The 23,081-nt window shown below is 45.0% G+C and carries 21 protein-coding genes and 1 tRNA gene; 13 read left to right on the top strand and 9 right to left on the bottom strand.

Translation table 11 applies throughout. The features are described 5' to 3' along the window. Positions 1–33: 33 nt before the first annotated feature. The 8 genes from GF401_20820 (at position 34) to GF401_20785 (ending at position 8,482) form a co-directional block, all read left to right on the top strand. The gene (locus tag GF401_20820; protein MBD3347507.1) at positions 34–747 is read left to right on the top strand and encodes a glycosyltransferase; all 714 of its coding nucleotides are present in this window, start codon (positions 34–36) and stop codon (positions 745–747) included. Beyond that, on the top strand, positions 741–1,640 hold the full coding sequence (locus GF401_20815) for a glycosyltransferase (GenBank protein MBD3347506.1): 900 nt from the start codon (positions 741–743) through the stop codon (positions 1,638–1,640). The genes GF401_20820 and GF401_20815 overlap by 7 nt, the downstream gene beginning before the upstream one ends. A 39-nt stretch (positions 1,641–1,679) precedes the next feature. Then, positions 1,680–2,768 carry a glycosyltransferase gene (locus GF401_20810; protein MBD3347505.1) on the top strand — a complete coding sequence of 363 codons (1,089 nt, stop codon included), beginning with the start codon at positions 1,680–1,682 and terminating at the stop codon, positions 2,766–2,768. After that, positions 2,717–3,706 carry a glycosyltransferase gene (locus GF401_20805; GenBank protein ID MBD3347504.1) on the top strand — a complete coding sequence of 330 codons (990 nt, stop codon included), beginning with the start codon at positions 2,717–2,719 and terminating at the stop codon, positions 3,704–3,706. The genes GF401_20810 and GF401_20805 overlap by 52 nt, the downstream gene beginning before the upstream one ends. Before the next feature lie 202 nt (positions 3,707–3,908). Next, on the top strand, positions 3,909–4,751 hold the full coding sequence (locus GF401_20800) for a glycosyltransferase (protein MBD3347503.1): 843 nt from the start codon (positions 3,909–3,911) through the stop codon (positions 4,749–4,751). Further along, complete coding sequence (locus GF401_20795; GenBank protein MBD3347502.1) at positions 4,748–6,268, top strand: hypothetical protein; 1,521 nt, start codon at positions 4,748–4,750, stop codon at positions 6,266–6,268. The genes GF401_20800 and GF401_20795 overlap by 4 nt, the downstream gene beginning before the upstream one ends. Beyond that, a complete protein-coding gene (locus GF401_20790) occupies positions 6,265–7,332 on the top strand; it encodes a glycosyltransferase (protein MBD3347501.1) in 1,068 nt (355 codons plus the stop codon). Before GF401_20795 ends, GF401_20790 begins: the two co-directional genes overlap by 4 nt. Next, positions 7,319–8,482 carry a glycosyltransferase gene (locus GF401_20785; protein MBD3347500.1) on the top strand — a complete coding sequence of 388 codons (1,164 nt, stop codon included), beginning with the start codon at positions 7,319–7,321 and terminating at the stop codon, positions 8,480–8,482. Before GF401_20790 ends, GF401_20785 begins: the two co-directional genes overlap by 14 nt. On the opposite strand, the gene GF401_20780 is transcribed toward GF401_20785, so the two are convergent. The 6 genes from GF401_20780 to GF401_20755 form a co-directional block, all read right to left on the bottom strand. Then, positions 8,472–9,008 (bottom strand): hypothetical protein, encoded by a 537-nt coding sequence (locus GF401_20780; GenBank protein ID MBD3347499.1) that lies wholly within the window; start codon positions 9,006–9,008, stop codon positions 8,472–8,474. The genes GF401_20785 and GF401_20780 overlap by 11 nt on opposite strands. An 18-nt stretch (positions 9,009–9,026) precedes the next feature. Then, on the bottom strand, positions 9,027–9,776 hold the full coding sequence (locus GF401_20775) for a hypothetical protein (GenBank protein ID MBD3347498.1): 750 nt from the start codon (positions 9,774–9,776) through the stop codon (positions 9,027–9,029). Positions 9,777–9,786: 10 nt separating this feature from the next. Then, the gene (locus tag GF401_20770) at positions 9,787–10,122 is read right to left on the bottom strand and encodes a hypothetical protein (GenBank protein MBD3347497.1); all 336 of its coding nucleotides are present in this window, start codon (positions 10,120–10,122) and stop codon (positions 9,787–9,789) included. Between the two features lie 101 nt (positions 10,123–10,223). Next, positions 10,224–11,657 (bottom strand): hypothetical protein, encoded by a 1,434-nt coding sequence (locus tag GF401_20765; protein MBD3347496.1) that lies wholly within the window; start codon positions 11,655–11,657, stop codon positions 10,224–10,226. 73 nt (positions 11,658–11,730) lie between these two features. Beyond that, complete coding sequence (locus GF401_20760) at positions 11,731–12,510, bottom strand: carbon-nitrogen family hydrolase (GenBank protein ID MBD3347495.1); 780 nt, start codon at positions 12,508–12,510, stop codon at positions 11,731–11,733. A 28-nt stretch (positions 12,511–12,538) separates the two neighbouring features. Then, positions 12,539–13,234: a rhomboid family intramembrane serine protease gene (locus tag GF401_20755; GenBank protein ID MBD3347494.1), complete on the bottom strand. Its 696-nt coding sequence runs from the start codon at positions 13,232–13,234 to the stop codon at positions 12,539–12,541. Between the two features lie 245 nt (positions 13,235–13,479). On the opposite strand from GF401_20755, the gene hemW reads away from it, so the two are divergent. Continuing rightward, a complete protein-coding gene (gene hemW, locus GF401_20750) occupies positions 13,480–14,622 on the top strand; it encodes a radical SAM family heme chaperone HemW (GenBank protein ID MBD3347493.1) in 1,143 nt (380 codons plus the stop codon). Positions 14,623–14,790: 168 nt separating this feature from the next. Beyond that, a complete protein-coding gene (locus GF401_20745; GenBank protein ID MBD3347492.1) occupies positions 14,791–15,183 on the top strand; it encodes a hypothetical protein in 393 nt (130 codons plus the stop codon). A gap of 20 nt (positions 15,184–15,203) precedes the next feature. On the opposite strand, the gene GF401_20740 is transcribed toward GF401_20745, so the two are convergent. From GF401_20740 to GF401_20730, 3 genes are all read right to left on the bottom strand, one after another. Further along, positions 15,204–15,830 (bottom strand): hypothetical protein, encoded by a 627-nt coding sequence (locus tag GF401_20740; protein MBD3347491.1) that lies wholly within the window; start codon positions 15,828–15,830, stop codon positions 15,204–15,206. Between the two features lie 144 nt (positions 15,831–15,974). After that, positions 15,975–16,050, bottom strand: a tRNA-Lys gene (locus GF401_20735). Positions 16,051–16,110: 60 nt separating this feature from the next. Continuing rightward, positions 16,111–19,464: a hypothetical protein gene (locus GF401_20730; GenBank protein ID MBD3347490.1), complete on the bottom strand. Its 3,354-nt coding sequence runs from the start codon at positions 19,462–19,464 to the stop codon at positions 16,111–16,113. A gap of 330 nt (positions 19,465–19,794) precedes the next feature. Here GF401_20730 and tssE point away from each other — a divergent pair, with 330 nt between their 5' ends. From tssE to tssG, 3 genes are read left to right on the top strand one after another with little or no spacing between them, the layout of a single operon-like run. Next, positions 19,795–20,214 carry a type VI secretion system baseplate subunit TssE gene (gene tssE / locus GF401_20725; GenBank protein MBD3347489.1) on the top strand — a complete coding sequence of 140 codons (420 nt, stop codon included), beginning with the start codon at positions 19,795–19,797 and terminating at the stop codon, positions 20,212–20,214. A gap of 2 nt (positions 20,215–20,216) precedes the next feature. After that, positions 20,217–21,965: a type VI secretion system baseplate subunit TssF gene (gene tssF / locus GF401_20720; GenBank protein MBD3347488.1), complete on the top strand. Its 1,749-nt coding sequence runs from the start codon at positions 20,217–20,219 to the stop codon at positions 21,963–21,965. Beyond that, on the top strand, positions 21,953–22,903 hold the full coding sequence (gene tssG / locus GF401_20715) for a type VI secretion system baseplate subunit TssG (GenBank protein ID MBD3347487.1): 951 nt from the start codon (positions 21,953–21,955) through the stop codon (positions 22,901–22,903). Before tssF ends, tssG begins: the two co-directional genes overlap by 13 nt. Positions 22,904–23,081: the final 178 nt, after the last annotated feature.

Raw genomic sequence — 23,081 nt, 5'->3', positions numbered from 1 at the left:
GAATTATGGAACTCTGTACCGTACTTGAAAGCTATGAAAAAGACAAATTATTGGAAAATGCAGAAAAGGGGCATTAAAAAAAGTGCTGCAGTGGCGTGTATTTCTCATGCAACAAAGAATGATCTTTGCAAAATAGTGCCCCAATTATCATCTCGATGCAGGGTTGTCTATATGCCGGTGTCGTCGGATATGTATGTGCCGGTGACCTTCAAGCGCGATCCATTTTTTCTTGCTCTCGGTGGGGCGGTAAATAAAAATCTCGAACGGATGATCAGCGCATTCGAAATTGCACGCACAAGCATTCCTGATTACGAGCTTGTGGTGTGTGGGCATGTCGATAAAAACGAGGAAATCAAAAGGGCATTGCCTGAGGGGGTCCGGTTTGAATCGATGGATAATTATCATCATCTCCTGGCTCGATGCTCAGGGTTGCTCTTCTGTTCGACCCATGAAGGGCTTGGAATCCCGCCGGTTGAAGCGATGGAATGCGGATGCCCGCTGATTGTTTCGAATATTCCCCCGGTGCATGAAACGTGCGGAGATGCAGCATATTACGCGAATCCCTATGATTGTGTTTCAATTGCCGAGGGAATGAAAACTGTTGCCGAAAATCCGAAAAAATGGGCGGAGATGTCATCCCGGGGCTTGAGACGGTACCGTGAAAAATCAGGGGCAGCAGGGAAAGAGTGGTTGAATATTTATCAATCAATTATTGAAAAGAAGAGGGAATATACCAGATCATGCTGATATCGATAGTTATTCCAACTCATAATCGTCATGATTATCTAAAACAATGTGTATTTTCGATTATGGATTCGATATCATCAGGACACATATGTGAAATTATTGTTGTTGATGACGGGTCATGTAGAGCAATTGACGAACAGAACAAAATATTTTGCAGCACGTGTGGAATCAATTATCTCCATGTGAATAAGCCTGAAGGGGCTGCAACAGCGCGTAATTACGGCATCAGAAAGAGCAGCGGAGAATGGATTGTTTTTCTTGATGATGATGTTGTGGTCGAAAAGGAGTGGTTTGGAAAAGTATCGGCAATTGTACGGTCGCTCAGGAATAGCTCGATTGTGGGTGTTGAAGGTAAAGTGGAACCATCGGGAGACGGTCTTTGGGACAGGGAGGTGCAGAATCTTTCCGGTGGCAAGTATCTGACTTCGCATATGATCTACAAAAAAAGCATGCTCGAGCGAATCGGTGGTTTTGATGAGTCGTTTAAATTTCCTATGGCTGAAGACCATGAATTGGCGGTACGCGCCGGGAACGTCGGAAAACTGGTCTTTTATCCGGATTTAAAAGTTGTTCATCTTCCCCGGAATATCGATCCATTCCGGATTCTGTTTAAAGCACCGGGGAGAATGATTGCTCTTCTAAAATCGGAATATTACTTCTATTCGAAACATCCCGGGGCATACGGAAAATACCGTCATTCGCCGACTTTTAAAGGAACCTATAATTCTATATTATTTAAGTATGCGATAATTTCCCTGAAAAGGCGCTCCTTTTCTCAACTGTTGAGACGTCCTTTGCAGATTCCTGTTCTTTTAGCACAGGCAGTAATCGGGCAGATAACGGCATGGTTGCTTATGCCCGGTATATTATTGTCAAAAAAAGCAGATGGTTAACATGGAAATGTTTTGTCGGTCACCTTTCGGAGCGATAGAATGAAAATATGGTTCGCAGCATCGATCGTCCGGAATTCCAGAGGTGGCGTTAATCGGTCGATGAGAACGCTTGCTCGTGCATTGCATGATGCCGGGCATATCACAAAAGTTATTTATAATGACGGTCATGGAATTTTAAGCTGGTATCCACTTTTTGCGTTTCGTTTGTTCCTGATGATCCTTTTTATGCACCGGTCTCGACCTGATTGGGTCCTGGCTCGTTCAACCGATGGGCTCTTCTGCGCCTTGGGAACACGATTGTTGAAACTGAAAACGAAAGTGGCTATTTATAATCATGGCTGGGAAGAATTTGTCTATGATCTGGAAAAAAGACTGCCCGGCTTTCTGCTTAATCCTGCTACAACCTGGAAGGCACATATCTTGCGTTTCCCCATGCTTCGTCTGACACTCAAATATGTTTCATTGTGTGTATCGGGGACCATACATGAGACGCGATGGTTGCGTGAGAAATATTCCGGATACGCGGGCAAATTTCTGTATCTGCCGAATGGGGTGAATTCTACAAAGAAGGAATGGTGGAGTAGAGAGAAGGAGGTCCCGCCTTATTTCCTGTTTGTCGGTGGAACGACCTGGAAAAAAAACCCCTCCTATGCCGTAAGTTTATTATCCCGTATTCTTGCCCGTGAACCTGCTGCCCGCCTTTTCTGTATAGGATGTGAACCTCATATTCTTTGCAATGCAGAGTGCGAAAATGTCGGGTATGCGATAACCTGTATACCTTCCGTACCAATGAACGAAATGGCATTGTGGTATAAGAAATGCCCCTGGTATCTATTGACATCTCGATATGAAGGAGGGCATTCTCTCGCACTTTTAGAGGCGCTCTCTTCTGGAGCCGTTGCATTTGTCTCACCGATACCTTCAAACAGAGAAATCATTACTCATGAAAAAAACGGCTATTTAATATCGTGTGTCAACCGGGGTGAGGATGCTGATTTTATTTTACGCACGATGCATCATCGAGAAACAGTGCAGCAGGTTCGTTCCCGTGCAATTGCCACCGCACGCAGAAACCGATGGGAGCGGCAGGCACATCGCCTGGAAAGGTGTTTATGGACAAAGAGGTAATGCCTGTAGTGTCGATTATCGTTCCATCACACAGGCCCGAATACATGAGAAAACTTGCAGAGAAGCTTATTTCACATAAGAGCGAAGTTTCTAACGAGATTATCGTGGTGACAGACTATCCCTTGGAGTTGCTGAAAAAAGTGTCTTCAGCAATCAGATGGATATATCACAATTCAACCAGTATCTCTGCCAAGCGTAATCGGGGTGCTGCTATAGCTCATGGAGAGTTGCTGGCCTTCATTGATGATGATTGTGAGCCTGCTGAAAATTGGCTCGATGAAGCTACAGGATTCCTTCGGAATCATCCTGAATATGCGGGGGTGGAAGGCAAAACCGAAATAGGAAACAACCTCAAAGCCGATACCAGTGCACTGCGCGAATACAAACGGCTTGAAAAGCCCGGTTTCAGGACCAATAATATAATGTATAGAAAAAGTGTTTTCATGGAGGTAGGAGGCTTTGATGAGCGGTTTACCGTGCAGCGTGAAGATATCGATCTGGCGCTTACAATAAATAAAAAAGGGTACACAATCGGATTTTGTGCAACGATGAAAATATATCATCATATCAGGCTTAACGAAAAGTGGGATCTTCTGAAAAATTGTATCAACCGTCGTTTTGATCCTCTTCTTTATAAAAAACATGGTGCCTTGTACCGGAAGCAGGTTGGTTCACCTTTTACCCCTGGTATTGCATGCATTCTGATATTGCATATACTTTGCATTGCCGGATCGGTTACTGTTATGCGCCTTTTGCCTGTATTTCTTGCCGGAGAGATCGGGGGCATTGTTTTTTTCACCGTCCGTCGGAGCGGGTTCAGAAAAGTTAAAATTATGAATTTTCTAATCGATTGGGTATCCTTTTTTATATCTCCCTTCGTGCTTGGCGCTGCGCTGGCTTTCGGGAGTGTTAAATTCAAAAAGCTGCTGATATTTTAAAAGGAGTACGAGTATCAAAATCGCCTTTTTCAGCAAACAGCTCCCATCAGACAGCCCCAATGGCGTCTCATGTCAGGTACACCGGCTTGCAAATGAACTGGTCGCATCAGGGCATTCGGTCACTTGTTTTTCATTCAGCCCCTGTCCGGATAGCGCCGGCTATGCCCATGTGAAAATTCCGGTTAACAGGGGATCACGATTTATGAGAAAAATTCTTCCTGCTCTTAAATTCAGAGCTGTAAAGAAACATACATTTGATATCATTCATTATCATGGTGATGATTACCTTTCCAGGGGATCCTGTAATCGTGTGCGGACATTTTATGGCTCATCTTTCTATGAAGCGATTTTTGCCGCGAAAATTCCCCGTTTTTTTTATCATGCCCTTTTCTATCTCCTCGAACTAATTTCATGTACAAGAAAGGGCTGCAAAGTCGGGATATCAAAAATGACCTGTCGTGTATTACCGGGAGTAATGCCTGTCATATCATGCGGCGTGCCGCTTAATAAGTATTGTCCCGGAACAAAGAAAACAGCCATTCCAACACTCCTTTTTATCGGTGATATGTGGAGCCGGAAAAGAGGTCGTGATGTCATCGGTGCGTTTAATTCCATACGAGAAGACATATTTCCGGAGGCCATGTTGACGGTTGTCGGTCCCGAACAAATAACAGGAGAAAATATCATCTGTAAAATAGGTCTTTCCGAGGAGGAATTAATCGAGGAATACAGAAAAAGCTGGGTATACTGCATGACTAGTTCTTATGAAGGCTTTGGGGTCCCGATGGTTGAGGCCATGGCCTGTGGAACGGCGGTGGTTGCGCGGAATATTGCAGGGGCTCGGGAAATCGTGGCACATAATTATAATGGTTTACTTTACCACAAAGATAGTTTCAGGGATATTCTTGTTCGTGTTCTTTCAGATCAACACTTGCGGACGCGACTTGTCCGGAATGGTTTGAAAACAGCGGCAAAATATGATATACAACAAACAGCGCAAGAATATTTACAGCTCTACGAAAGTATTCGTTTAGAAACTGCATGAAAGAAAAGCTCAAATCATTTCTGTTTTTGATTGCAATTGCTGTTGCCGGACATTTAATTGCTCATAAGATGTTCGACATCCCGAACCAGATGGAGATGGTCGTATTTGTGGCTCTCATTCTGTTCTATCCTGTTATGCGGAGCCCTGTTTTTGGCGTGAAGGCGCTTTTTATCATCGTGCCTTTCATTCCCTTTATCCGCCGTCTGTACTATCTTGCCTTTTCGAGACCAAAGATCGATCCACTTATTATGATTGGTGAATTGATTATCGCCTTTATATTTCTGGGCCTTTTCTTTGAATTTCGGGAAAGGCAAAAGGAGCAGTCAGATGCTTTTTATATGCGTTTGATTTCACTCTATTTCATATACTTACTTTTGCGCGTTTTCCTTTTTAATATCACACCAACAGCAACGGCCCTTGCAAAATTCAAATATTACGGCCCGGCGGTATTGCTCTTTTTTATAGGAATGTACTATGCCGAAAAAATCTCACTGCTGAAATTTATCTGGGCTGTTACTATTGTACTTGGCGTTGCCGGAACTTTGTATGGCATAAAACAATTGTATATCGGATATTCGGCTGCAGAAAAAGTCTGGATAAATTCGATAAGCTTTTCAACGCTTGCAATCGAAGGCGTTGTCCGTCCCTTTTCGATTTTCATTGCCCCTGTCACCTTCGCTGATTACTTGCAGTTGGCGACAATCGGAATTTTGATGTACTGGTTCTGGGGGGATAAGAGTCACCGCATACTTGTGTTTGCATTGGTGCCGCTTTTTTTCTTTTCGGTTCTGATAACATCGGTGCGTTCGAGCTGGATCGGCATGGTAGCGTCGCTTATGCTCTGGTTTTTGGTTGTTAATGTGAAGGGGCGAAAAAAGCGGATTGCAATTATTCTGATTATGGGACTCGGGTATGTTTTCTTTGAATTAATAAGTGAAATGTTCAATGCCGGTGGTATCGGTAATTTGATTAAATTTGCTACAGGAGGGCTCGGTGGTGACAAGTATATCAGTTTGCTGGTTGCCGAAAGGTCAACAGCTGTAACGAATCCCTTTGAGGAGCATTCCTTTGTTTCACGAATGGCTTTGTGGCGATATCTGTTGTATTTATCGAAAGAACCGGTGAACGCCTTGATGGGAAGGGGACTTGGCGCTTTAAAAGCCGATTCACTTTATTTTACCTATTTTGCCGAATTCGGATATCCCGGTGTTTTGTTTATCATCACGATTTTTATTCTCTTTGTGCGTAAAGGATTTCAGATAATCGACAACTCAATCGATAGGAATCATGTTATTCTTGCAAAGGGAATAACGGTCATGAATATCGTATTTGCACTGGTGAGTATTACCGGAACCCATATTCACAATTTTCCCGGTGATATCTATTTCTGGTTCTGGAATGGTGTTCTCATAAAAATCGGTATAATGGAAGAAAGATGTGATTTGACAGCTGAAACCGAAGGCGGTGATGTTTCAGGTGCAATTCCCGCCGGACAATTATCTGGACAGCACGAATGAAGATCCTTGTTACACTCGATTTTCCTCCCGAAAAGGGTGGTATACAACGTCATCTGCATGGTATCGTTAAATACTGTTACACTTCGGATGATTATGTCTTGGTGGGGTGTCGTAATCTGCCGCACATTGTCCCAAAGGACCTCTCCTGTAGAGTAAAGTATCTATCCGTTCCCTTTGCACAAAAAGTAAAAAAGCTTACTCTGGTTCCTTTGATAGTTAATTTGCTGAAGATAAAAGGAACTGTCACCAGCTCATTTGTTGTCGAATGCGGCAATCTGTATGCAGGATTTGCACCATGGTTTATATCATTATTCCATCCGGTTTCATATACGCTGTATGTTCATGGAACAGATCTGTATTCGATAGGAAAGGGCATCAAAGGAATAATGCTCAAAAACATACTGCATAAAGCTTGTTCCGTGGTGGCGAACAGCAGATATACCGAATCCCTTGTCGTTCGACTCGGATATAAAGGCAAAATCACTGTTCGTAACCCAAAACTTCATGTGACAAAAAGAGACGTTGAAAACCGGTTTTCTTCAAAAACGAATTCATCAGGACCGGTAACAATTATTTCTGTTGGAAGGCTTGTAAAAGAAAAGGGGCACGCTGTCTTGCTTAAAGCGCTCTCTTTGCTCGAAAGTCAAGCTGAAATGCGATGCGCAATTATCGGAAAGGGGCCCGAAAAAGAGCGGCTTAATACACTATGCAAAAGTTTGAATCTTGCCCGAATGGTGAAATTTAAAGACAAGCTTTCTGATGATGCTTTGTACCGGGAATATGCCGGTGCAGATATTTTTGTATTATCATCATTACCGACGGAAAAAGGCATTGAAGGCTTTGGAATTGTTCTTTTGGAAGCGATGTCTTTTGGTGTGCCGGTTATCGCTTCCAATTGTGGAGGTATTCCTGAAGTGGTTGGTGACACCGGTTTTCTTGTAGAGCCCGGTGATGCACATCAGTTGGCCGGAGCGATAAAAAAGCTGATGGAAAGCAATGCCCTGAGAACATCACTGGCAAAGAAAGCCTTATCACGAGTTGAAAAACATTATGTCTGGGAATAAAAGCGTATCGGTTATATTTCTTAATCATTGGGCTGGCCGGCTTGGAGGTGCAGAATACTCACTTGGTGACATTCTGGAGTGCGCCGCGTCGAAATGGGACTGCCATTTGGTAACAACCGAAAAGGGGCCATTGATTGAGAGGGCAAAAGCTGCGGGAATCAAATGTCATGTTTTCCCGATAGGCTGGTCGTTGAATAATGTACGGCGGGGCAATCTGCTTGCAACCGCGGCACGCTCATGGAAAGGATTGTTTTCTTTTTTTTGGTATGTTTTGCGGGCAAGAAGTCTGGTAAATAGGATTGATCCTCTTTTGATCCATGCGAATGTGCCCAAATCCCATGTAACACTCATGATTTTAAAAATACTCGGCTATAAGGGGAAATGCTGTCTGCATATCAGAGAAATTTTCCACGAAAAGGCCGGTCCGATAGTGATTTATCGTCTTCTTTTTAGAGCTCGTAACACATGGTGCATCACTATCTCCCATGCAGTAAAACTGGGGCTCCCCGGGGAACTACAGGCCACTGCAACCGTAATACACAACGGTGTTACAATTGCCAATAAACCCCGTAAGTGCCCGGTGCCTGATACAATTCGCTTTATTTACCTTGGAAGAATTGTTCCCTGGAAAGGTTGCTGTGAGCTTATTTATCTGTTTTCGGATCTGTTGAAGCAATGTCCCCATAAAAAGCTTTCTCTTTCCCTGGTTGGTGACACACTCTATTGGACACAAGCATACCGCGAAAACCTGCAAAAACAGATACATATTTTGTCACTGGCAAACTCATGTACCCTGCTTCCGCAAACGGATAATCCGCTTGAGGTTCTTGCCGCTCATGATGTTTTCTGCATGGCATCTTATCTCGAGCCTTTCGGCCGGGTTGTTGCAGAGGCTCAGGGATGCGGGCTCCCGGTTGTTGCCTGGAATTCCGGTGGTATTAATGAAATTGTGGAAGATGGAACAACTGGATTACTGGTTACCTATGGGGATAAAAGAGCTTATGTCAACGCAATGAAATGGTTTGTTGATAATCCCGAATTAATTAATTCGATGGGAGAAACCGGCCGTAGAAGAACGATCGAATTGTTCGATAAGAAGCTGCAGGTGCCGGAGATTTGCGATTATCTCGAGGAGATTATCAAAAAATAAAGTAGCCGATTAACGCAGCAATAATGGCAAGACAGAGAAAGATAATAATCGATATTTTATAAAAACTACCCTTTTTTTGAGCATTTTCCCATTCCATCCACCCTTCCTGTTTTGCTGCAGCCTGAGTGGCATTCGGCGCATTCGAGATTCTCTCTTCAGTATTATATTCATGATGACCGGAATTTTGGTCAAGGATATTTCTTACACCGGAAACAGTCAGTGATTCATCCTGGTTTTCGGGGTGAGAGTCCGGTTTTGCCGGCATGGGTGCAGTTTGTTGGGGGTACGTATCGTCGTAATTGGAAGGTGATAAAGGTTGCTGTACGGAAACATTCGAGGTTTCCTGCATCGCTTTTCGTTGCTCGATAGTCATCCAGGACTTGTCAATATACACATGCCCGTTTTGAAGATGCTGAAGAAACTCTTTTTCCTGACGAATTTTTTCAGATAACGGTATCCAGTTCCCGCTTTCATCGAGAACCAGGCCATTCATGATATTTTTTTCGATTTTAGCAAAACCATCCATAGTGTTACCGGGCCTTTGCTAAAAAAATGAAATGCTGTCTTCATCCACAATCAAATCAGGGGCCTTTTTTTCTGCTTTTTTCGTGGTGCGAGCTTGAGATGAACGTCGCTTAACAGCAGGTCGTTTTGACCGTTTCGGTTTTGGTTTTTTTACCGGCACGGTTTCCGGAGGCCCTGCAAACCGGCTGGATTGTACTGCCATTTTTTGTTTGCGGGCTTCCTCTTTCCTGATCCGCTCTATTTCATCATTAAGAACCTGAGCATTGGGAAAAAGCTTTCTAACCGTATCGAGTTCTTCAACAGCAAGATCATACCGGTGATTGGCTCGATAGATATCTGCGGCCAGGAGATAGGGGGTCAGATCACCTTGAGTATTCATTTTTAATTCGGCAAGAAGGTTGAGCGCCTCCTGGTCCTGCCCTATCTGGGCTTTGACTATGGCTCGTGATAGTGATGATACATAGTGCAGATGACGGTCTTTGGTATTGAGATAAAAACCTGCAAGCGCAACAAGCGCAACAGCAATAAGCAGATTAAGAACAAGGGTGACAACCACCAGCGGATGAAGCCCTTTTTTGATTTTGGAACTTGTCTCCGAAACAAGATTGGATTGAATTTTCTGCAGCTGTATAACAGAATAACCGCATTCATTGGATTCGGGAAATTCCCTGATTATTGTTTCGTAAACTTTGCAGGCTTCAGGGAGTTTGTTTTCTAAATAATGGAGTCGATAGGCTTTTTCATAAAGCTCGAGGGGAGAATTCTCCATGCAGCGGTCCTTACTTGAAATTTTTCTTCATATTTTTAAGCAACGATTTTATCTGCTTATCGGACATGTTCTTGTTTTCGGTTGGAGCAGATTCATATTTGTCGCAAATAAGGCTTTCATTCCCGCCAAATGATGCAGCACCGGCCGCACCACCACTGCGTTTCCCCCTGAAATCAGGGCATTTTTTTCTTTTCCTGCAAGTGAAACACGATACTTTTTTGTTGCCTTCGCCGTCGGAATGTCCTTTCTGTCCCTTGCGGCCACGCCTGTCGGATTCGTAGGCGTTTGCCAGCATACGGTTCTTGGCTACAAAGCGATCATGGTCTACTTCAGGGCGATATGGCATAATCTGTCCCTTTCAAAGGATATCATTAATAAGGTCACTTTTACAATAATATTTTCCATTAATAAAAATACATCCTTCAGCCCGATAAACTCAAAAGCCGCCTAGGATGTAACGCTTTCTCGGGAGTCTTTCCAGTAGTGTTTCATCACGATGATAATCTCTTCGGGTGATGCTGCTCCGGCTGCAGGTACTACAACGATGTGTTCTTCATTGCGGCGAACCCAGCGGGTAGCGATTTCTATCTCCGGAAAATCCTGTGGTGAAACCGGTACCTTGTCTTTGAAAAAAAAGTCTTCCAGTTCGTCGCTCAGTGAAGAAATTGTACTCAAATCAGCATCGAATTCTTTCAATTTTACTTTTTGATCTTTTTTAAACCAGAACGAAACACCTTTGGTGTCATCGGCATGGGGAAGAAGAACAATGCAATCATTAAGTGGTGTAAATGCTCCCTTGCGCTCATTTATTGCTATCTGTTTGTTTAATAACGGTGCATGTTTATTAATAAGACGGTATTCATAAATAAGCGCTTCCAGCTCAGAGCCGCAAACGAAGGTATTGAGGCTATATGCCTTTTCCCGTAATTCCTTCAATTTTGCGGGCGATTCTTCGGTGTTTATAAAGTATCCCGTCAGTCGGCGGCGAAGATTTTTTGCCTTGCCGATATAAAGGAACGTGCTGTCTTCCTGCTTGAAAGCATATACTCCCGGTTTTCGAGGCTGCTGAACGATATCGCCATAGGAGAAGGCTTTTCTGGAAAAATCGATTGTTTCCAGCGCTTTCTCTTCCGATTGCTCAAGTTCTTCCCGGTTTTCTATGTTTTTCTTCGCGCAGAGAGAAAAAAGTTCGTACACGCAATCGGCAAAAGCCTCGCCGCATTTTCGCACATTGGGCATTAATGGTGGTTGATTCAGCACCGCAGTGTAAACGGATTCAACCGTTAGTGGCTTGGGAACCGGAACGCCGGCATGATACATCAACTGACTCACCAGCATCGATTCATCGGTAAGTTGTTCTCCTGTCAGCAGGCATTGTTGCAACAAAAGAGAATGATAAAGCCGCGAGAGGTAGACTGGGATACGACCGTCGAGATAAGCAGTCAGTGTTCGAAGGTTTCTTTCGCGTATTTCGCTGGTGAAAGGTAAATCGGTGTCTGCACAAAGGAAGTCGGCGCCGCTTGACTGGTAAGTTGCCGGATCCCGCAGCCACAGTGAAAGAACCTGCCGGGGAGAGGGAAAAATATTCCAGAGTGAGACATGAATAATATCCGGTTTTGTTGCCGCAGGAGAAGGTAAACAGTATACAGCAGTCCAGGGGAGGTCTTTCAGGGCCGGAGTTTCGAATCTGCTTTTTTCGACAACATGCCAGCGATTATCATCACTAAACACACACCGGCGGTCCTTTGTAAGAATGCTCGATACCGCGCAGTGAGCCATAGCCGGTACAGGATTTTTAAACTTCAGAAATTCCTCGGCCAGAACGGTCGATGAAACCCCTTCGGGATGGGCTCGTAAATAGGTAATTATTTCTTCATTCATATAGCTAATGGAAGAATAATAAAAGTTGAAAGTCAGAACTCAGAGGCCGGAGCAGAACATCAACTTTTACCTCTCAAATCAACATTTCTTTCTTCATATCTTTAAGAACCGGAAACTTGTTGCGAATTCGATCGACTCTTTCAGGAGCGATTTCGGCAATTCCGAGTTCTTCACTGCTTCCCGCCAGATACACTGTTTTTCCTGCTGGACCATATACGGCTGATCCACCGGTATACAAAATTGAATTGCCGTCCTTTCCGCTCCTGTTTACTCCTGCGATATAACACTGGTTTTCGATTGCCCGGGCTTTCAGAAGGATATTCCAGTGATCCTGACGCCGGGACGGCCAGTTGGCGATAACAAATATTATCCTGACTTCGGATGCAACCTTCCGGAAAATCTCGGGAAATCGCAGGTCATAACAGATAAACATCGATGCTCTAACACCGGCAAAATCAAAAACCGCCGGGCTTTTTCCCGGAGTATAATAGCTGTCTTCATGGCCTGGGGAGAAAAGATGTATCTTCGCATACTCTCCTGTCAGTTCCCCTCTGCTGTCGAACGCCGCTGCGCAGTTGTACATCTCCTCCCGTTCTCCTTTACGAAGAGCATATCCTGCGAGTATCGCCGTCCGATGTCGTTTGGATGCATCCGATAGGTACTTACAGGTTTCACCATTCCGGGATTCACCGGTTAGAGTGGTGTCCATGGAAAAGCCGGTGGCGAACATCTCAGGAAATATAATACAATCGCAGCCCTCGTTTGCCGCCTGTTTGATGAAACCATCGGCCCTTTTTAAATTAGACCCCTTTGATTCCCAGCAGATGTTGGTTTGTGCCAGACCGATTTTCATAGATCTCAATGAATAACTACGAATTGATTTATACTTTCTTTTGGGTTACTGCTTTCTTTTTTCTACTGCGAACGGTCGGCTGAGTGTTTCTGTTCCGTATCCGCAGTACAATGCCCCATAATGAGCCCGAAACATATCCTCCCATATGGGCCCACCAGGCAACTCCGGCGCTCTGGGGTGATGAAGACCTCAGGCTTACATACTGAACACCGAACCAGAGAATTAAAAATATAAAAGCCCATACTTTGAATATAAAGATCGGGGGTATCCATACCAGAATCTTCGAAAGAGGAAGCAGTATCAGATGCAGACCCATTATTCCGGCAATCGCACCCGATGCTCCCACAATCGGCACCGATGAAAGAGGATCACTCACGCCCTGTATGAGCATGGATAAAATGCCACAGGCAACATAGATGATGATAAACTTGCCGGCGCCCGTGTCCTGTTCCACTGCATAACCGAATATCCAGAGATACCACATATTCGAAATGAGATGCATAATTCCCGCATGAGTAAAAAGTGAAGAAAACAGTGAAATCATTGCCTGGGGGCCGTATTCTATCGGATTAAATAGTGCATTGGCAAAATAGAGCGGAATAAATCCCTTTGCGTAGGGCTCGATCAAATCATGTCTAATATAAGCCGCGATACAGAGAATGATCAGGCTCAGGGTGGCAAAGGGAATTTTAGTGCCGGTGCTCTCGCATTTCAGTGGAAACATCAGTGAACGTATTCGACCCTGTAGACGATACACAAGTTTTAAACGTATAGTAATATAGTAATATAGTTACAGACATGGGAGAAGGTCAGATAGTTGAATGGGAGATAGTTAAAGGTTGAAAGTTAAAGACGATGCACTGATCCCACTGAGCGAGAGGGAGTATTGAAGGTAGCGGTAGGAGTCAAGGCATTATTGTCTGAAACGGGGAGAGGAAGAGGGGAAATTTATTTTAAATATTAACGCTTATGGATAAGAAAATATCGCTTTATATTCATATTCCATTCTGCACACAAAAGTGTCGGTATTGTGATTTCTATTCCCTTAATTATTCCGAAGAATATGCCGACCGGTTTATTGAAGCGCTGGCCAAAGAATGGGAAAGTGCGGCGAGTGCATATAACCTGGAGGATGCTGAGGTTACAACACTTTATTTCGGTGGCGGAACACCAGGACGGCTTTCTACCGACCAATGGGAAGCCATTAATGAATTGTTGATTACCGAATTCCCCCTTGCCGACGGTTGTGAATTTACTATTGAATGCAATCCCGAATCTTTTACTGACGACAAGGCGCTTATGTGGCACCAAATTGGCGTAACCCGCCTCTCAATCGGTATTCAATCGCTGGCGAATGAAGAGCTTGCGATGCTTGGGCGGTGTCATACTATGGAGCAGGCTCTGGATGTTTGTGAAAGTTCGGTTATCCAAAAATTCAAATCCACCAGTATCGATCTCATGTACGGACTTCCCGGACAGACCGTCGATTCACTAAATAAAACACTCGAAACTTTGTTACGATACAATCATATCAGCCATCTTTCCGCTTATGAACTGACGATTCATGAAGGCACTCCATTCTGGGAACAGCGAAAAGTGCTGCCCTTGCCCATTGAGGACATGGTTGTCGAAATGACTTCCCTGATTGATACAACCTGTTCGAGCCATGGTTTGTATCACTACGAAATATCAAATTATGCTAAAGATGGATTCCGGTGCAGACACAATTATGCATACTGGGAGCACAAGCCCTATCTTGGCCTCGGCCCCTCGGCGCATTCATATCTTCATCCATACCGCTTTGCAAATACAGATTCGCTGGATGAATATCTGATCGGAATCAAGCAAGGCAAATTGCCGGTGGCAGACAGAGAAAAACTGGATCCTCAGACACTTGCCGGTGAAATACTGTTTCTTGGTTTACGAACTGTTGAGGGTGTATGTGAAGAGCGTTTATATGCGATGACAGGTATTCAGCTATACACCGGCCTACGGAGAGGCATCCTTGATAATTTATTTGATTCGGGGTATATAATCAAAGACGGCTCTCAGTGGAAACTCACAGAAAAGGGCATGCTTATAGCCGATGAAATTGCGAGAAGATTAATGTAGATACTGCCGGCCAGTTGTATGGTTTTAATAGGATAATGGAATTTATTCTCAATTTTTTTAGTACTATAATGACTCAATCATTTAATTTATTAACCAGGCTTTTTTTGGAATTCTGCAGCAAACGATGTGCAAAAATTCAGGACGGTCAGGAAAGGAAACATAAGAAAATTGCCTTCACATTACACCTGGGATCCTTCTCAAAGAATATTGCGGGCCAGTTTTTTCGGAGTCGTAAATAATGAAGACCTGCGTAAGCTTGCTCTTGATGTTGCCCGGGATCCTGTTATTGTTCCTCCAATATATGAATTGATTGATCTCAGATCTGTTGAAGAAGTAAGTGCTGATTCCGAGGGAATGCGTTTCGTTGCGAATGTTGAACTTACCTATCGGGAAAAATTTCAAGGGCAGCGTATTTCGATTATTGCTCCCACTAATCTTCTCTACGGCATGGCGCGGATGTATGAAATGATCTCTTCCGCCTCCGATACTCCGAGCGAAATCTCTGTTTTCAAGACTGCAGAAGAAGCCGAGGCATGGCTGGTGGGTACTAATGAAGAATAGTCCCGGAGAATAATCGGATATTATGGTGCTTCAACAGCTATTTCTGCGGCAATGAGATAAAAATCGAGGCCGAAAAAAAACAGTGGAACAAAGGGGCGATTTCTTAAATCCTCCAGACTGCTGAGTATAAAGGGGAACGAGACGGTTGCGCTGAATGCGGTATTTGAAATAATTTTTTCCGGCAATGCAATCTTGCACCCCGCAAAGGGATAACAAAACCAGGCAATTTCACGAAAAATAAAAATATCATTTTTCCATCCACCGCCGGCTCTGATCCATTTGTTTCCAAAGAAAATCCCTCCATTAGCAATCGAATTAAGCCCTAATAGGGCCAGTGCCGGCCTGCGCATGAATTTAAATTTCTTACTGAGAAAATAGGGCGGAAGTGCAAGAAGGGATGTCCATGCGATTCCAATCTCTTCGAGATACGCTTGATCGAGGATGACCGACAAAGAAAGTACATCAGATTCGATATCCATGAATTCACCGGGTATAAGAATTTGCGTATTTAATCGAAGGAACTGAAATCGGCTAGAATAACCGTAATCAAGACCCGGACCTGCAACAATATCCTGCGGCAATTGAGCATACAGTGATGCTGCAATAATGAGTATGAGAATGGTAATCCTGGGGAGGCGTTGTATCATACCACTTCTATTGTAACGGTTTGGAAATCATACATCAAGATAATTCTTTGCGGAAGGTCTGCAGTATTTTGCTTTTTGCTATAAGGATATCATCCAATAAAAAAACCCGCAATTCCCACGACAGGAATTCCGGGCATATTTATTTGGTACGCCAGGATGGGTTCGAACCATCGACTCTCGCCTTAAAAGGGCGATACTCTACCGACTGAGTTACTGGCGCAAAACTTCTGTTTAAAGAATTGTCAAAATAATTTATTGGTGACAGATTAGTCAAAAGGGCTTACAAGAAGGCCTTTACCTGTGTACTGAGCGCATGAATCGCCTTCCCCCACGTTTTTTCATCTACCCCACGGCTCACCTCGCCACGATATGAGCCGCCGACACTGAAATGTTTTCCCACCCGGATATCGATAAAAAATTCCGCAAGGTGTGTATAACCGTTGGCGAATCCGTTGGCCATTCGGTAGTCGAGATTTTCACCCGCATCAACGTAGGAGAAGGTATAGGATGCCTCGGCCCATCCTTTGTCAAAGGGGTGCCAGGAAACACCGGGTTTGATATTGAAATAAATGCCACCGTCATTCGGATCGGCTTCTGTTGTTCTCCTGGTTCTTCCTATGGTCTCACGAAGATAAACGTCGAAATCGGAAAAAAAGCGGTATTTTTCGGTAAATTCTACCGAAAGATCGTTGAGGGTGAATGTAGAGCCTGAGGAGCGGGTGGCTTTATGATCGAGCAGCAGATGTTCACCGTCAAAACCAAAAAACAGCTTTTTATATGATTTGTCCGCACCCAATCCCCATTCAAAGCCGGTCTCTTTATATCCTCTGAATTTCTTTATAAACGGTTTGCCCGTAATCTGTGCGTGAAAATTTTTGGTAAAACCAGGATACCAGTCGAGAGTCTGGTGATAGTAGAGATCCGAAAACTGAATAATCGAATCTGCAAAACTTCCGGAGAGGGTAGCATAAGCGGGAATCCAGGAGCGTTTCGACAGTGTGCGATCTGTTTTGATATGCTCTTCACATCCAGCAATACCTTTCCATTCCAGATCTGCCAGAATTCCCTCTAAGTTGTCCCGTGAAGGAAGGAGGGACCATGCAATACGGAGATTTGTCTTTCTTACCCTCGAATCGCTGGTAGTATCATAGACCTGTCGTTCGGAAATTTCCCATTCACCCAGTTGATCGGGTACATATTTGTCACCGCTTCCGGTGGTATCGATCGTATACGAGCCAAATCCTGCGCCCCGGTAACGGGGTATCTGAATATAGCGGGAGGCCTTCTCCGAACTGACCGAATACTCCTGTTTGCTCGAAAACCCTACTCCAGTTCTGGCAATATCACTCGCAATATTAACAAGGGTGGTAATGTCTTCCTGCTTATCTTCAACAAAGTAGCGATGATGGCTGCTCGATCCGGTAAATTTCCAGTTCGGAAGAAAGGAATGATCAAGAGATTGTTCCCACAGGATCGAATATCCGGTATCGGGCGCAAAGACAACCTCTCGATTGCCTTTGCGATGACTTGCATAGGTGAATTTTTGTTTAAGAGCAAAGGGTTTGAACATAAACTCTGCTCCTCCTGATATCAGGCCTCTTCCGGTATCTTTTTCGGTACGCCATTCATCACGGGCAAAAAGGGAGTATGATGTTTTATCGAAATCGAACAGAAGGGTTACATTGTCCCGACGGCTTCGTTCTTCCGGGATTTGATTCAGGTGACGGAAATAGTTGCCGCTATAGGTCAGGGAGTAATGATCCCATACTTTCACCGATGATGTTGCGGTGATTTTATCGGTAAGGAGAGAATCATTGCGGCGGAGCTGGCCGTAGATAATTTCTGCGGTTATGTTGGGAACAATGGTTCCTCCGGCCCGGGTTTCCCAGAGGCGCTTCCCTCCTTTACTTTTGCCAATTGTGGAGTCGTTCCATGATGAAAATGTCTGGGCCGAAGTAAGGATGTCCCGGGTAAAGCGGCGGGTCACCAGGCGATGATTACCGCTCAGCCAGAGCGAAGCACGGTCGACGCGTTTCTCTCCTAAAGTTAAAGAAAAATCGGTTGCCGCACCGGTGTTGTCACCGTCATCTTTGTCCGAATAGAGGTTGCGGTCATGTTCCTGCCCTGCGATATCCACGGTCGCTGAAAGCCATGATGAAGGCCGGAAGGCTGCCTTAATTTCTCCCACCATGGTACGTGCGGGTGCGGGAAGTGGCGCTTTGGGGGTAAAATCACCCCCGGTTCCAACATACCGGTGAACAGTATAACAGGGAGCGTCAGCCTGAGGACAGACTGTGGTACTGTCGTATTCGCCCTGGCCGCTGCCCGCAAAGGGGAACCGGACCGTATAGAAGGAATCCGATACGGCAGTATCGGGATCGACATGCTGGAAATATAAGGTCCCCGAACTGTCATGGCGCATGACATAGACCGGGGTGAACAGGTTGACGCTGTCGGCGTCATTGGGATGGATCGGACGGCTCATCATGGGCTTGAGATACACTTCATCACCGGCAGCAAGAAGGGCTCCTTTATCGGTCGGTGACAGATCCAGTTCGATCGGTGCATGTTTGTTGTCGGCCTCAAACCAGAATGCGCCCCCGACGGTAAGGAGCGAATCTTTGAATGCGCCACCGAGCATTGTCCCTGCCAGATTCCGTTGATAGTCAAAGGTCCGGTATTCGTATTCTATGCGGATAAGATCGTCCTGCTTGATCAGATACCGGGAAGTGAACGTTACAGTTCCAAGGTCATAGTCGACCGTATAATCATATTCTTCTCCCTCGATAAGCTTTTCGCCGTTGACCCAGATATCGACAGTACCACCGATCGGGGTGATGATCTGGTCTTCGCCACTGCCGGTAAGATAGTAGGGACCCTGTATGCCGTTTTGTCCCCGTACGTTCTGAACAGCGTATTTACCGCCGGAGAGGGCACCGAATCCTTTAACAAAGCCCCATTTGGGAGTGTATTGCGCCGAGAGGCCTTTTATCTTTTTTTCTCCGAAAAGCAAGCTGTTGGAGGGCCAGGTAATAAATTGATCACCTACGGTGGTCTGATAGCGGGGATTGGTTAAGGTAAGATAAATCATGTCGATTTCGCTGATTTCACGAGTCGCCCCTTCAAGCGTTGAACCCTGATCCGAAAGATGACCTTTCAGCTCGGTTTGGGGTGCAATTTCTCCAAAAATGGAAACATCAAGCGCTTGCTCGAAATGAGTACCACCAAGATTGCCGACAGAAACTCCCACACTTTGATATCCGGAAATCGAAAGCTCCTCACCGGCAAATAGTGGCTTCTGTTCCTGAACAATGCTTGTATATAAGTCAAGGGATGTATCGGTTGTATCGATATATGATTTTCTATACAGATAGTGCAATTTGTGAAGCCCTGTATACCGGGTTGTATACTGTACCCGAATAACGATTCCACTATCGATGGGTTCGGAAAAAAGTATCCCATTGGACTGTTCTACCCACGTATAGGGGGGGAGGGATTCGTAAGCACTATCGGCAAGGGTTATTTCAACCGAAGAAGTATCAACAAAAAGCTGTCCGAGTGAATAGGGACCCGGAGTGCCGTCGGCAAAAAATGAAGTGTCTATTATCACCGCCCCGGTGCTTGCATACAGCACAATCCCGGTGAGTATCAGCTTATAAACAAAAGATCGGATATATTCCCCAATTCATTGAAATGTAATAGATGTATAAAAATTAATTTATCGAAGACGGTCAAGGCTTAAAAATGCACGAAGGTGAAAATCAACCGTTTAAAACCGGTTTTTCACAAACGCTGCTGTTCACTCTTTTCTTCTCCCTTAATCTTCCCCCACTACTTCTCCTCCCGCTCTATAAAAAAATCCTGCATCGTTCAATACACGTATTATATATTTGATATCCGATAATAGTTATTATGATAATAGTTATTACGATTGGTGCTCATTATTCATTATCCCGGAGACTGAATGAATCAGGCTCTTTTTGAAAGTCTAACCGGCCATTTCCTCGATAAGACCCCTGTTGACAGCGTTGCGCCGCAGAGTCGACGAGTGCTTTCAATTATGGACCATTTGAGCAGAATGTTCAATACCCGTGAAGGGAGCATTCCGCATCTGGAGGATTACGGTCTGCCGGATATTTCCGAAATGTACCGGAAAATGCCGGATGGTATTGAAGAGCTTCAGGAGGCAATCCGTAAAACTGTTGAAAAGTATGAGCCACGGTTAAAGAAAGTAAAAGTTATCCGTACCGAACCAAAGGACAAGGAATTTAAAATTGAATTCATTCTTTCGGGAGAGTTAAAGGAAGGTGGGGTGGTCAGATTTCAGACCACTTTTACCAGTATGGGTAATTCGCAGATTTCGCCGTGGAGAAGGACTGAATAATAATGATTGAGAAATATTACGAAGAAGAGCTTCGTTATCTTTATGAATCAGGAAAAGAGTTTGCCCGGGCCCATCCGGACCGTGCACGGTTTTTAAATATCGATGCAGTCGGGGACAGGGATCCCTATGTGGAGCGCTTATTTGAGGGTTTTGCTTTTCTTGCCGCTCGGATACGGGAGAAAATCGATGATTCATTTCCAGAACTAACCGAGGGGCTCATGGGGCTTTTATGGCCTCAGTTACTTGAAGAGGTCCCTTCACTGGCAGTCGTGGAATTCAAGCCCCGGCGTGGCTTCCTGCAGAGTACACGGATAATCGAGCGGGGTGCCGAAATCCTTTCCCCTCCAGCAGGATCTGAGTCGGCAATTTGCAGGTTCAGCACAACCCAGGATGTTACTATCGGGCCCTATGCCTTGAAAAATATCGAGAGAAAAGTCGATACCCGGGGAAAGGCAAGCCTCGATTTTCATTTTATTCTGGAACCCGGAGTGCAATGGGATTCACTCGGAGTCTCGTCGATACAGTTTTTTCTTTATGCCGAACTTCCAACCGCATTGATGCTCCATGAATTTTTGACTCGTCGGGTGCTGAGAGCTTCGATTTCCTTGCAGAACGGCACACAGACTACCACTCTGGATCCCGAAAAAGCTGTTACTCCCGGAGGACTGACACCTTCCGAATCATTACTTCCGAGAGAAAGCAGAAATTTCTGGGGATACGCTCTCCTGCGGGAATACTTTATATTCCCCGACAAATTTCTCTTTGTGAATCTGAACGGTTTTGATGCAATTCCCCTACCCGAAGAAAATCCTTCAAGTTTTACCTATTCTCTCACTTTCAATGATGATTTTGTTCCGGACAAACCTTTCGGGGCAGAAAATTTCAGGCTTTTCTGTTCACCCATTGCAAATATATTCAAAAAAGATGCCGAACCGGTCTACTGGTCCGGTCACGAGCCCGAATGCAGAGTTGTTGCAGATTCTTCCTATCCTGGTTCCTTTCATACCCACAGTGTTGTCTCGATTACCGGCGTCGACAGGACGACGGGCGAAAGAATTGTTTACAACCCTTTCCATTCATTCAAGCATATCGGCGACAGAACAGGAAAAACCTATACGGTTCAGTATCGTTATGGTCCTGATGCACAACGGCAGTGTTTTGTTGCTCTGGGCGGTGAACGCCTGGTGGACGATGAGCTTCATGAAGAGACCCTGTCGATTGAAGCATGGCTTACTAACGGAACCCTTCCCCGTGACGAACTTCGGGAAGGGGATATCAATAAGCCGGGGCCCGGATTTCCCGATTACGTAATGGTGACCAATATAACCCGACCCACGATGCCGTTTATGCCGCCCAAAGAAGGGCACTATCTCTGGACATTTCTTTCTCATCTGGGAGCGACCTATTCGACACTTGCTTCAGCCGAAACCCTGAAATCCTTTCTGAAACTTTACGACTGGTCCAATTCCGAAGGTCGTGCCCGGCGAATCAAGGGTATTTCCGATGTTCAGGCCCAGTCGACCGAAATGACAATTAATGGCGCTGTTGTTCGGGGTATCGAATTTTCGGTGTCACTTCTCGAAAGTGAGTTTCTTGACATTGGGGACATACATCTTTTTGGACAGATACTCAAGGAGTTTCTTGCCCATTATGTTTCGATAAATTCGTTCATTGAGCTGATTCTGATATTGAAACCATCAAGCAAGCAGCTTCGCTGGAATTCTCTTAAGGGAAAACAATGGGTAATTTAACCGGACGCTTACTGAAAGAGGGCAATAAGTTCAATTTCTTTCAGGCCCTCTCGCTGCTCGAAGAGAAGTTTCGGAGTGAGGGGCTTGCCGAAGATCCGGTTGATTCGGGCCGTATCCGGATGGAACCCGAATGTGTCCTGGACTTTCCGCCCGGTGATATTGCCGGTATTACCGAAGACAAAGGCGTTATTACCTTTATTCTTTCCTTTATGGAGCTGGCGGGAGTTTCTTCGCCACTCCCTGTTTACTTTACAGAATATATCAACACCGACCCCGAAAACGCTCAACCGCTTAAAGATTTTATTACCATATTCAATCATCGGCTATACACGCTATTCTACCGGGCCTGGAAAAAATATTTTCTTCTCCAATCGACATTTCGCAAGCATAACGATCCGCTTGTCCGGAGAATAGCGGCCATGACCGGGATCGACAGCCTCGGTTCTGTTGCGGAAGAACGCATGGGTCTCCTTGCCTATTGTGGTGTTTTAGCCGGGCCCCGGCGAAGTGCGGCGGGATTGCAGACCATGCTTTCCGACGTGTTTGGTGGCATTCCTGTCGAAGTTGAAAGCTGGGTGCCCCGGTGGGCTGATGTAAGTGATCCGAAACAAATCGGAACCGATGCGCAGCTTGGCAGAAATACACTTCTGGGAACAAAGATCTGGGATATTGCAGGTAAATTCCGGATCATCATCGGGCCTCTGACAAGAGATATATTCGAAGCCTTTCTGTCGGGAACCGAAAATATCCGTCGCATGGAAAAGCTCATCGAAGATTTTACCGCCGATCCGCTCGATTTCGATATCCAGGTCAAACTTCAAAGTTCGGATCTGGTTCCGAGCCGGCTCGGTGCCAATAATGCACCCCTGGGAAGAACATCTGCCCTGGGAAAATCTTCGGGAAAGTCGGATATTCAGACCGTGACAATCGGCAGATAGAGAACAGTAGTCGGCACTCAGCCGTCAGAGATCAATGGTAATAAAAGAAGAGGTGCTGCAGCACCAGATTCAGATAATGTTATATTAATTCCATTTTGAATTTCATCCCGCTTCAGCGGGATCGGATTTCGAATTTACAATTCATTATCCTATTATTTCGAATTTCGAGTTACGAATT

This window comes from Chitinivibrionales bacterium (assembly GCA_014728215.1).
Classification (GTDB): Bacteria; Fibrobacterota; Chitinivibrionia; order Chitinivibrionales; family WJKA01; genus WJKA01.
Note: the sequence above shows the minus strand (reverse complement) of the source record. Positions and strands in the feature narration are given on the sequence as shown.

Coding starts and splice junctions, on each gene's coding strand:
- tssG (MBD3347487.1), top strand. CDS start 21,953: ATGGGTAATTTAACCGGACGCTTACTGAAAGAGGGCAATAAGTTCAAT.
- hemW (MBD3347493.1), top strand. CDS start 13,480: ATGGATAAGAAAATATCGCTTTATATTCATATTCCATTCTGCACACAA.
- GF401_20820 (MBD3347507.1), top strand. CDS start 34: ATGAAAAAGACAAATTATTGGAAAATGCAGAAAAGGGGCATTAAAAAA.
- GF401_20790 (MBD3347501.1), top strand. CDS start 6,265: ATGAAGATCCTTGTTACACTCGATTTTCCTCCCGAAAAGGGTGGTATA.
- GF401_20760 (MBD3347495.1), bottom strand. CDS start 12,510: ATGAAAATCGGTCTGGCACAAACCAACATCTGCTGGGAATCAAAGGGG.
- GF401_20770 (MBD3347497.1), bottom strand. CDS start 10,122: ATGCCATATCGCCCTGAAGTAGACCATGATCGCTTTGTAGCCAAGAAC.
- GF401_20775 (MBD3347498.1), bottom strand. CDS start 9,776: ATGGAGAATTCTCCCCTCGAGCTTTATGAAAAAGCCTATCGACTCCAT.
- tssF (MBD3347488.1), top strand. CDS start 20,217: ATGATTGAGAAATATTACGAAGAAGAGCTTCGTTATCTTTATGAATCA.
- tssE (MBD3347489.1), top strand. CDS start 19,795: ATGAATCAGGCTCTTTTTGAAAGTCTAACCGGCCATTTCCTCGATAAG.
- GF401_20780 (MBD3347499.1), bottom strand. CDS start 9,008: ATGGATGGTTTTGCTAAAATCGAAAAAAATATCATGAATGGCCTGGTT.
- GF401_20785 (MBD3347500.1), top strand. CDS start 7,319: ATGTCTGGGAATAAAAGCGTATCGGTTATATTTCTTAATCATTGGGCT.
- GF401_20765 (MBD3347496.1), bottom strand. CDS start 11,657: ATGAATGAAGAAATAATTACCTATTTACGAGCCCATCCCGAAGGGGTT.
- GF401_20805 (MBD3347504.1), top strand. CDS start 2,717: ATGGGAGCGGCAGGCACATCGCCTGGAAAGGTGTTTATGGACAAAGAG.
- GF401_20755 (MBD3347494.1), bottom strand. CDS start 13,234: ATGTTTCCACTGAAATGCGAGAGCACCGGCACTAAAATTCCCTTTGCC.
- GF401_20810 (MBD3347505.1), top strand. CDS start 1,680: ATGAAAATATGGTTCGCAGCATCGATCGTCCGGAATTCCAGAGGTGGC.
- GF401_20800 (MBD3347503.1), top strand. CDS start 3,909: ATGAGAAAAATTCTTCCTGCTCTTAAATTCAGAGCTGTAAAGAAACAT.
- GF401_20795 (MBD3347502.1), top strand. CDS start 4,748: ATGAAAGAAAAGCTCAAATCATTTCTGTTTTTGATTGCAATTGCTGTT.
- GF401_20815 (MBD3347506.1), top strand. CDS start 741: ATGCTGATATCGATAGTTATTCCAACTCATAATCGTCATGATTATCTA.
- GF401_20740 (MBD3347491.1), bottom strand. CDS start 15,830: ATGATACAACGCCTCCCCAGGATTACCATTCTCATACTCATTATTGCA.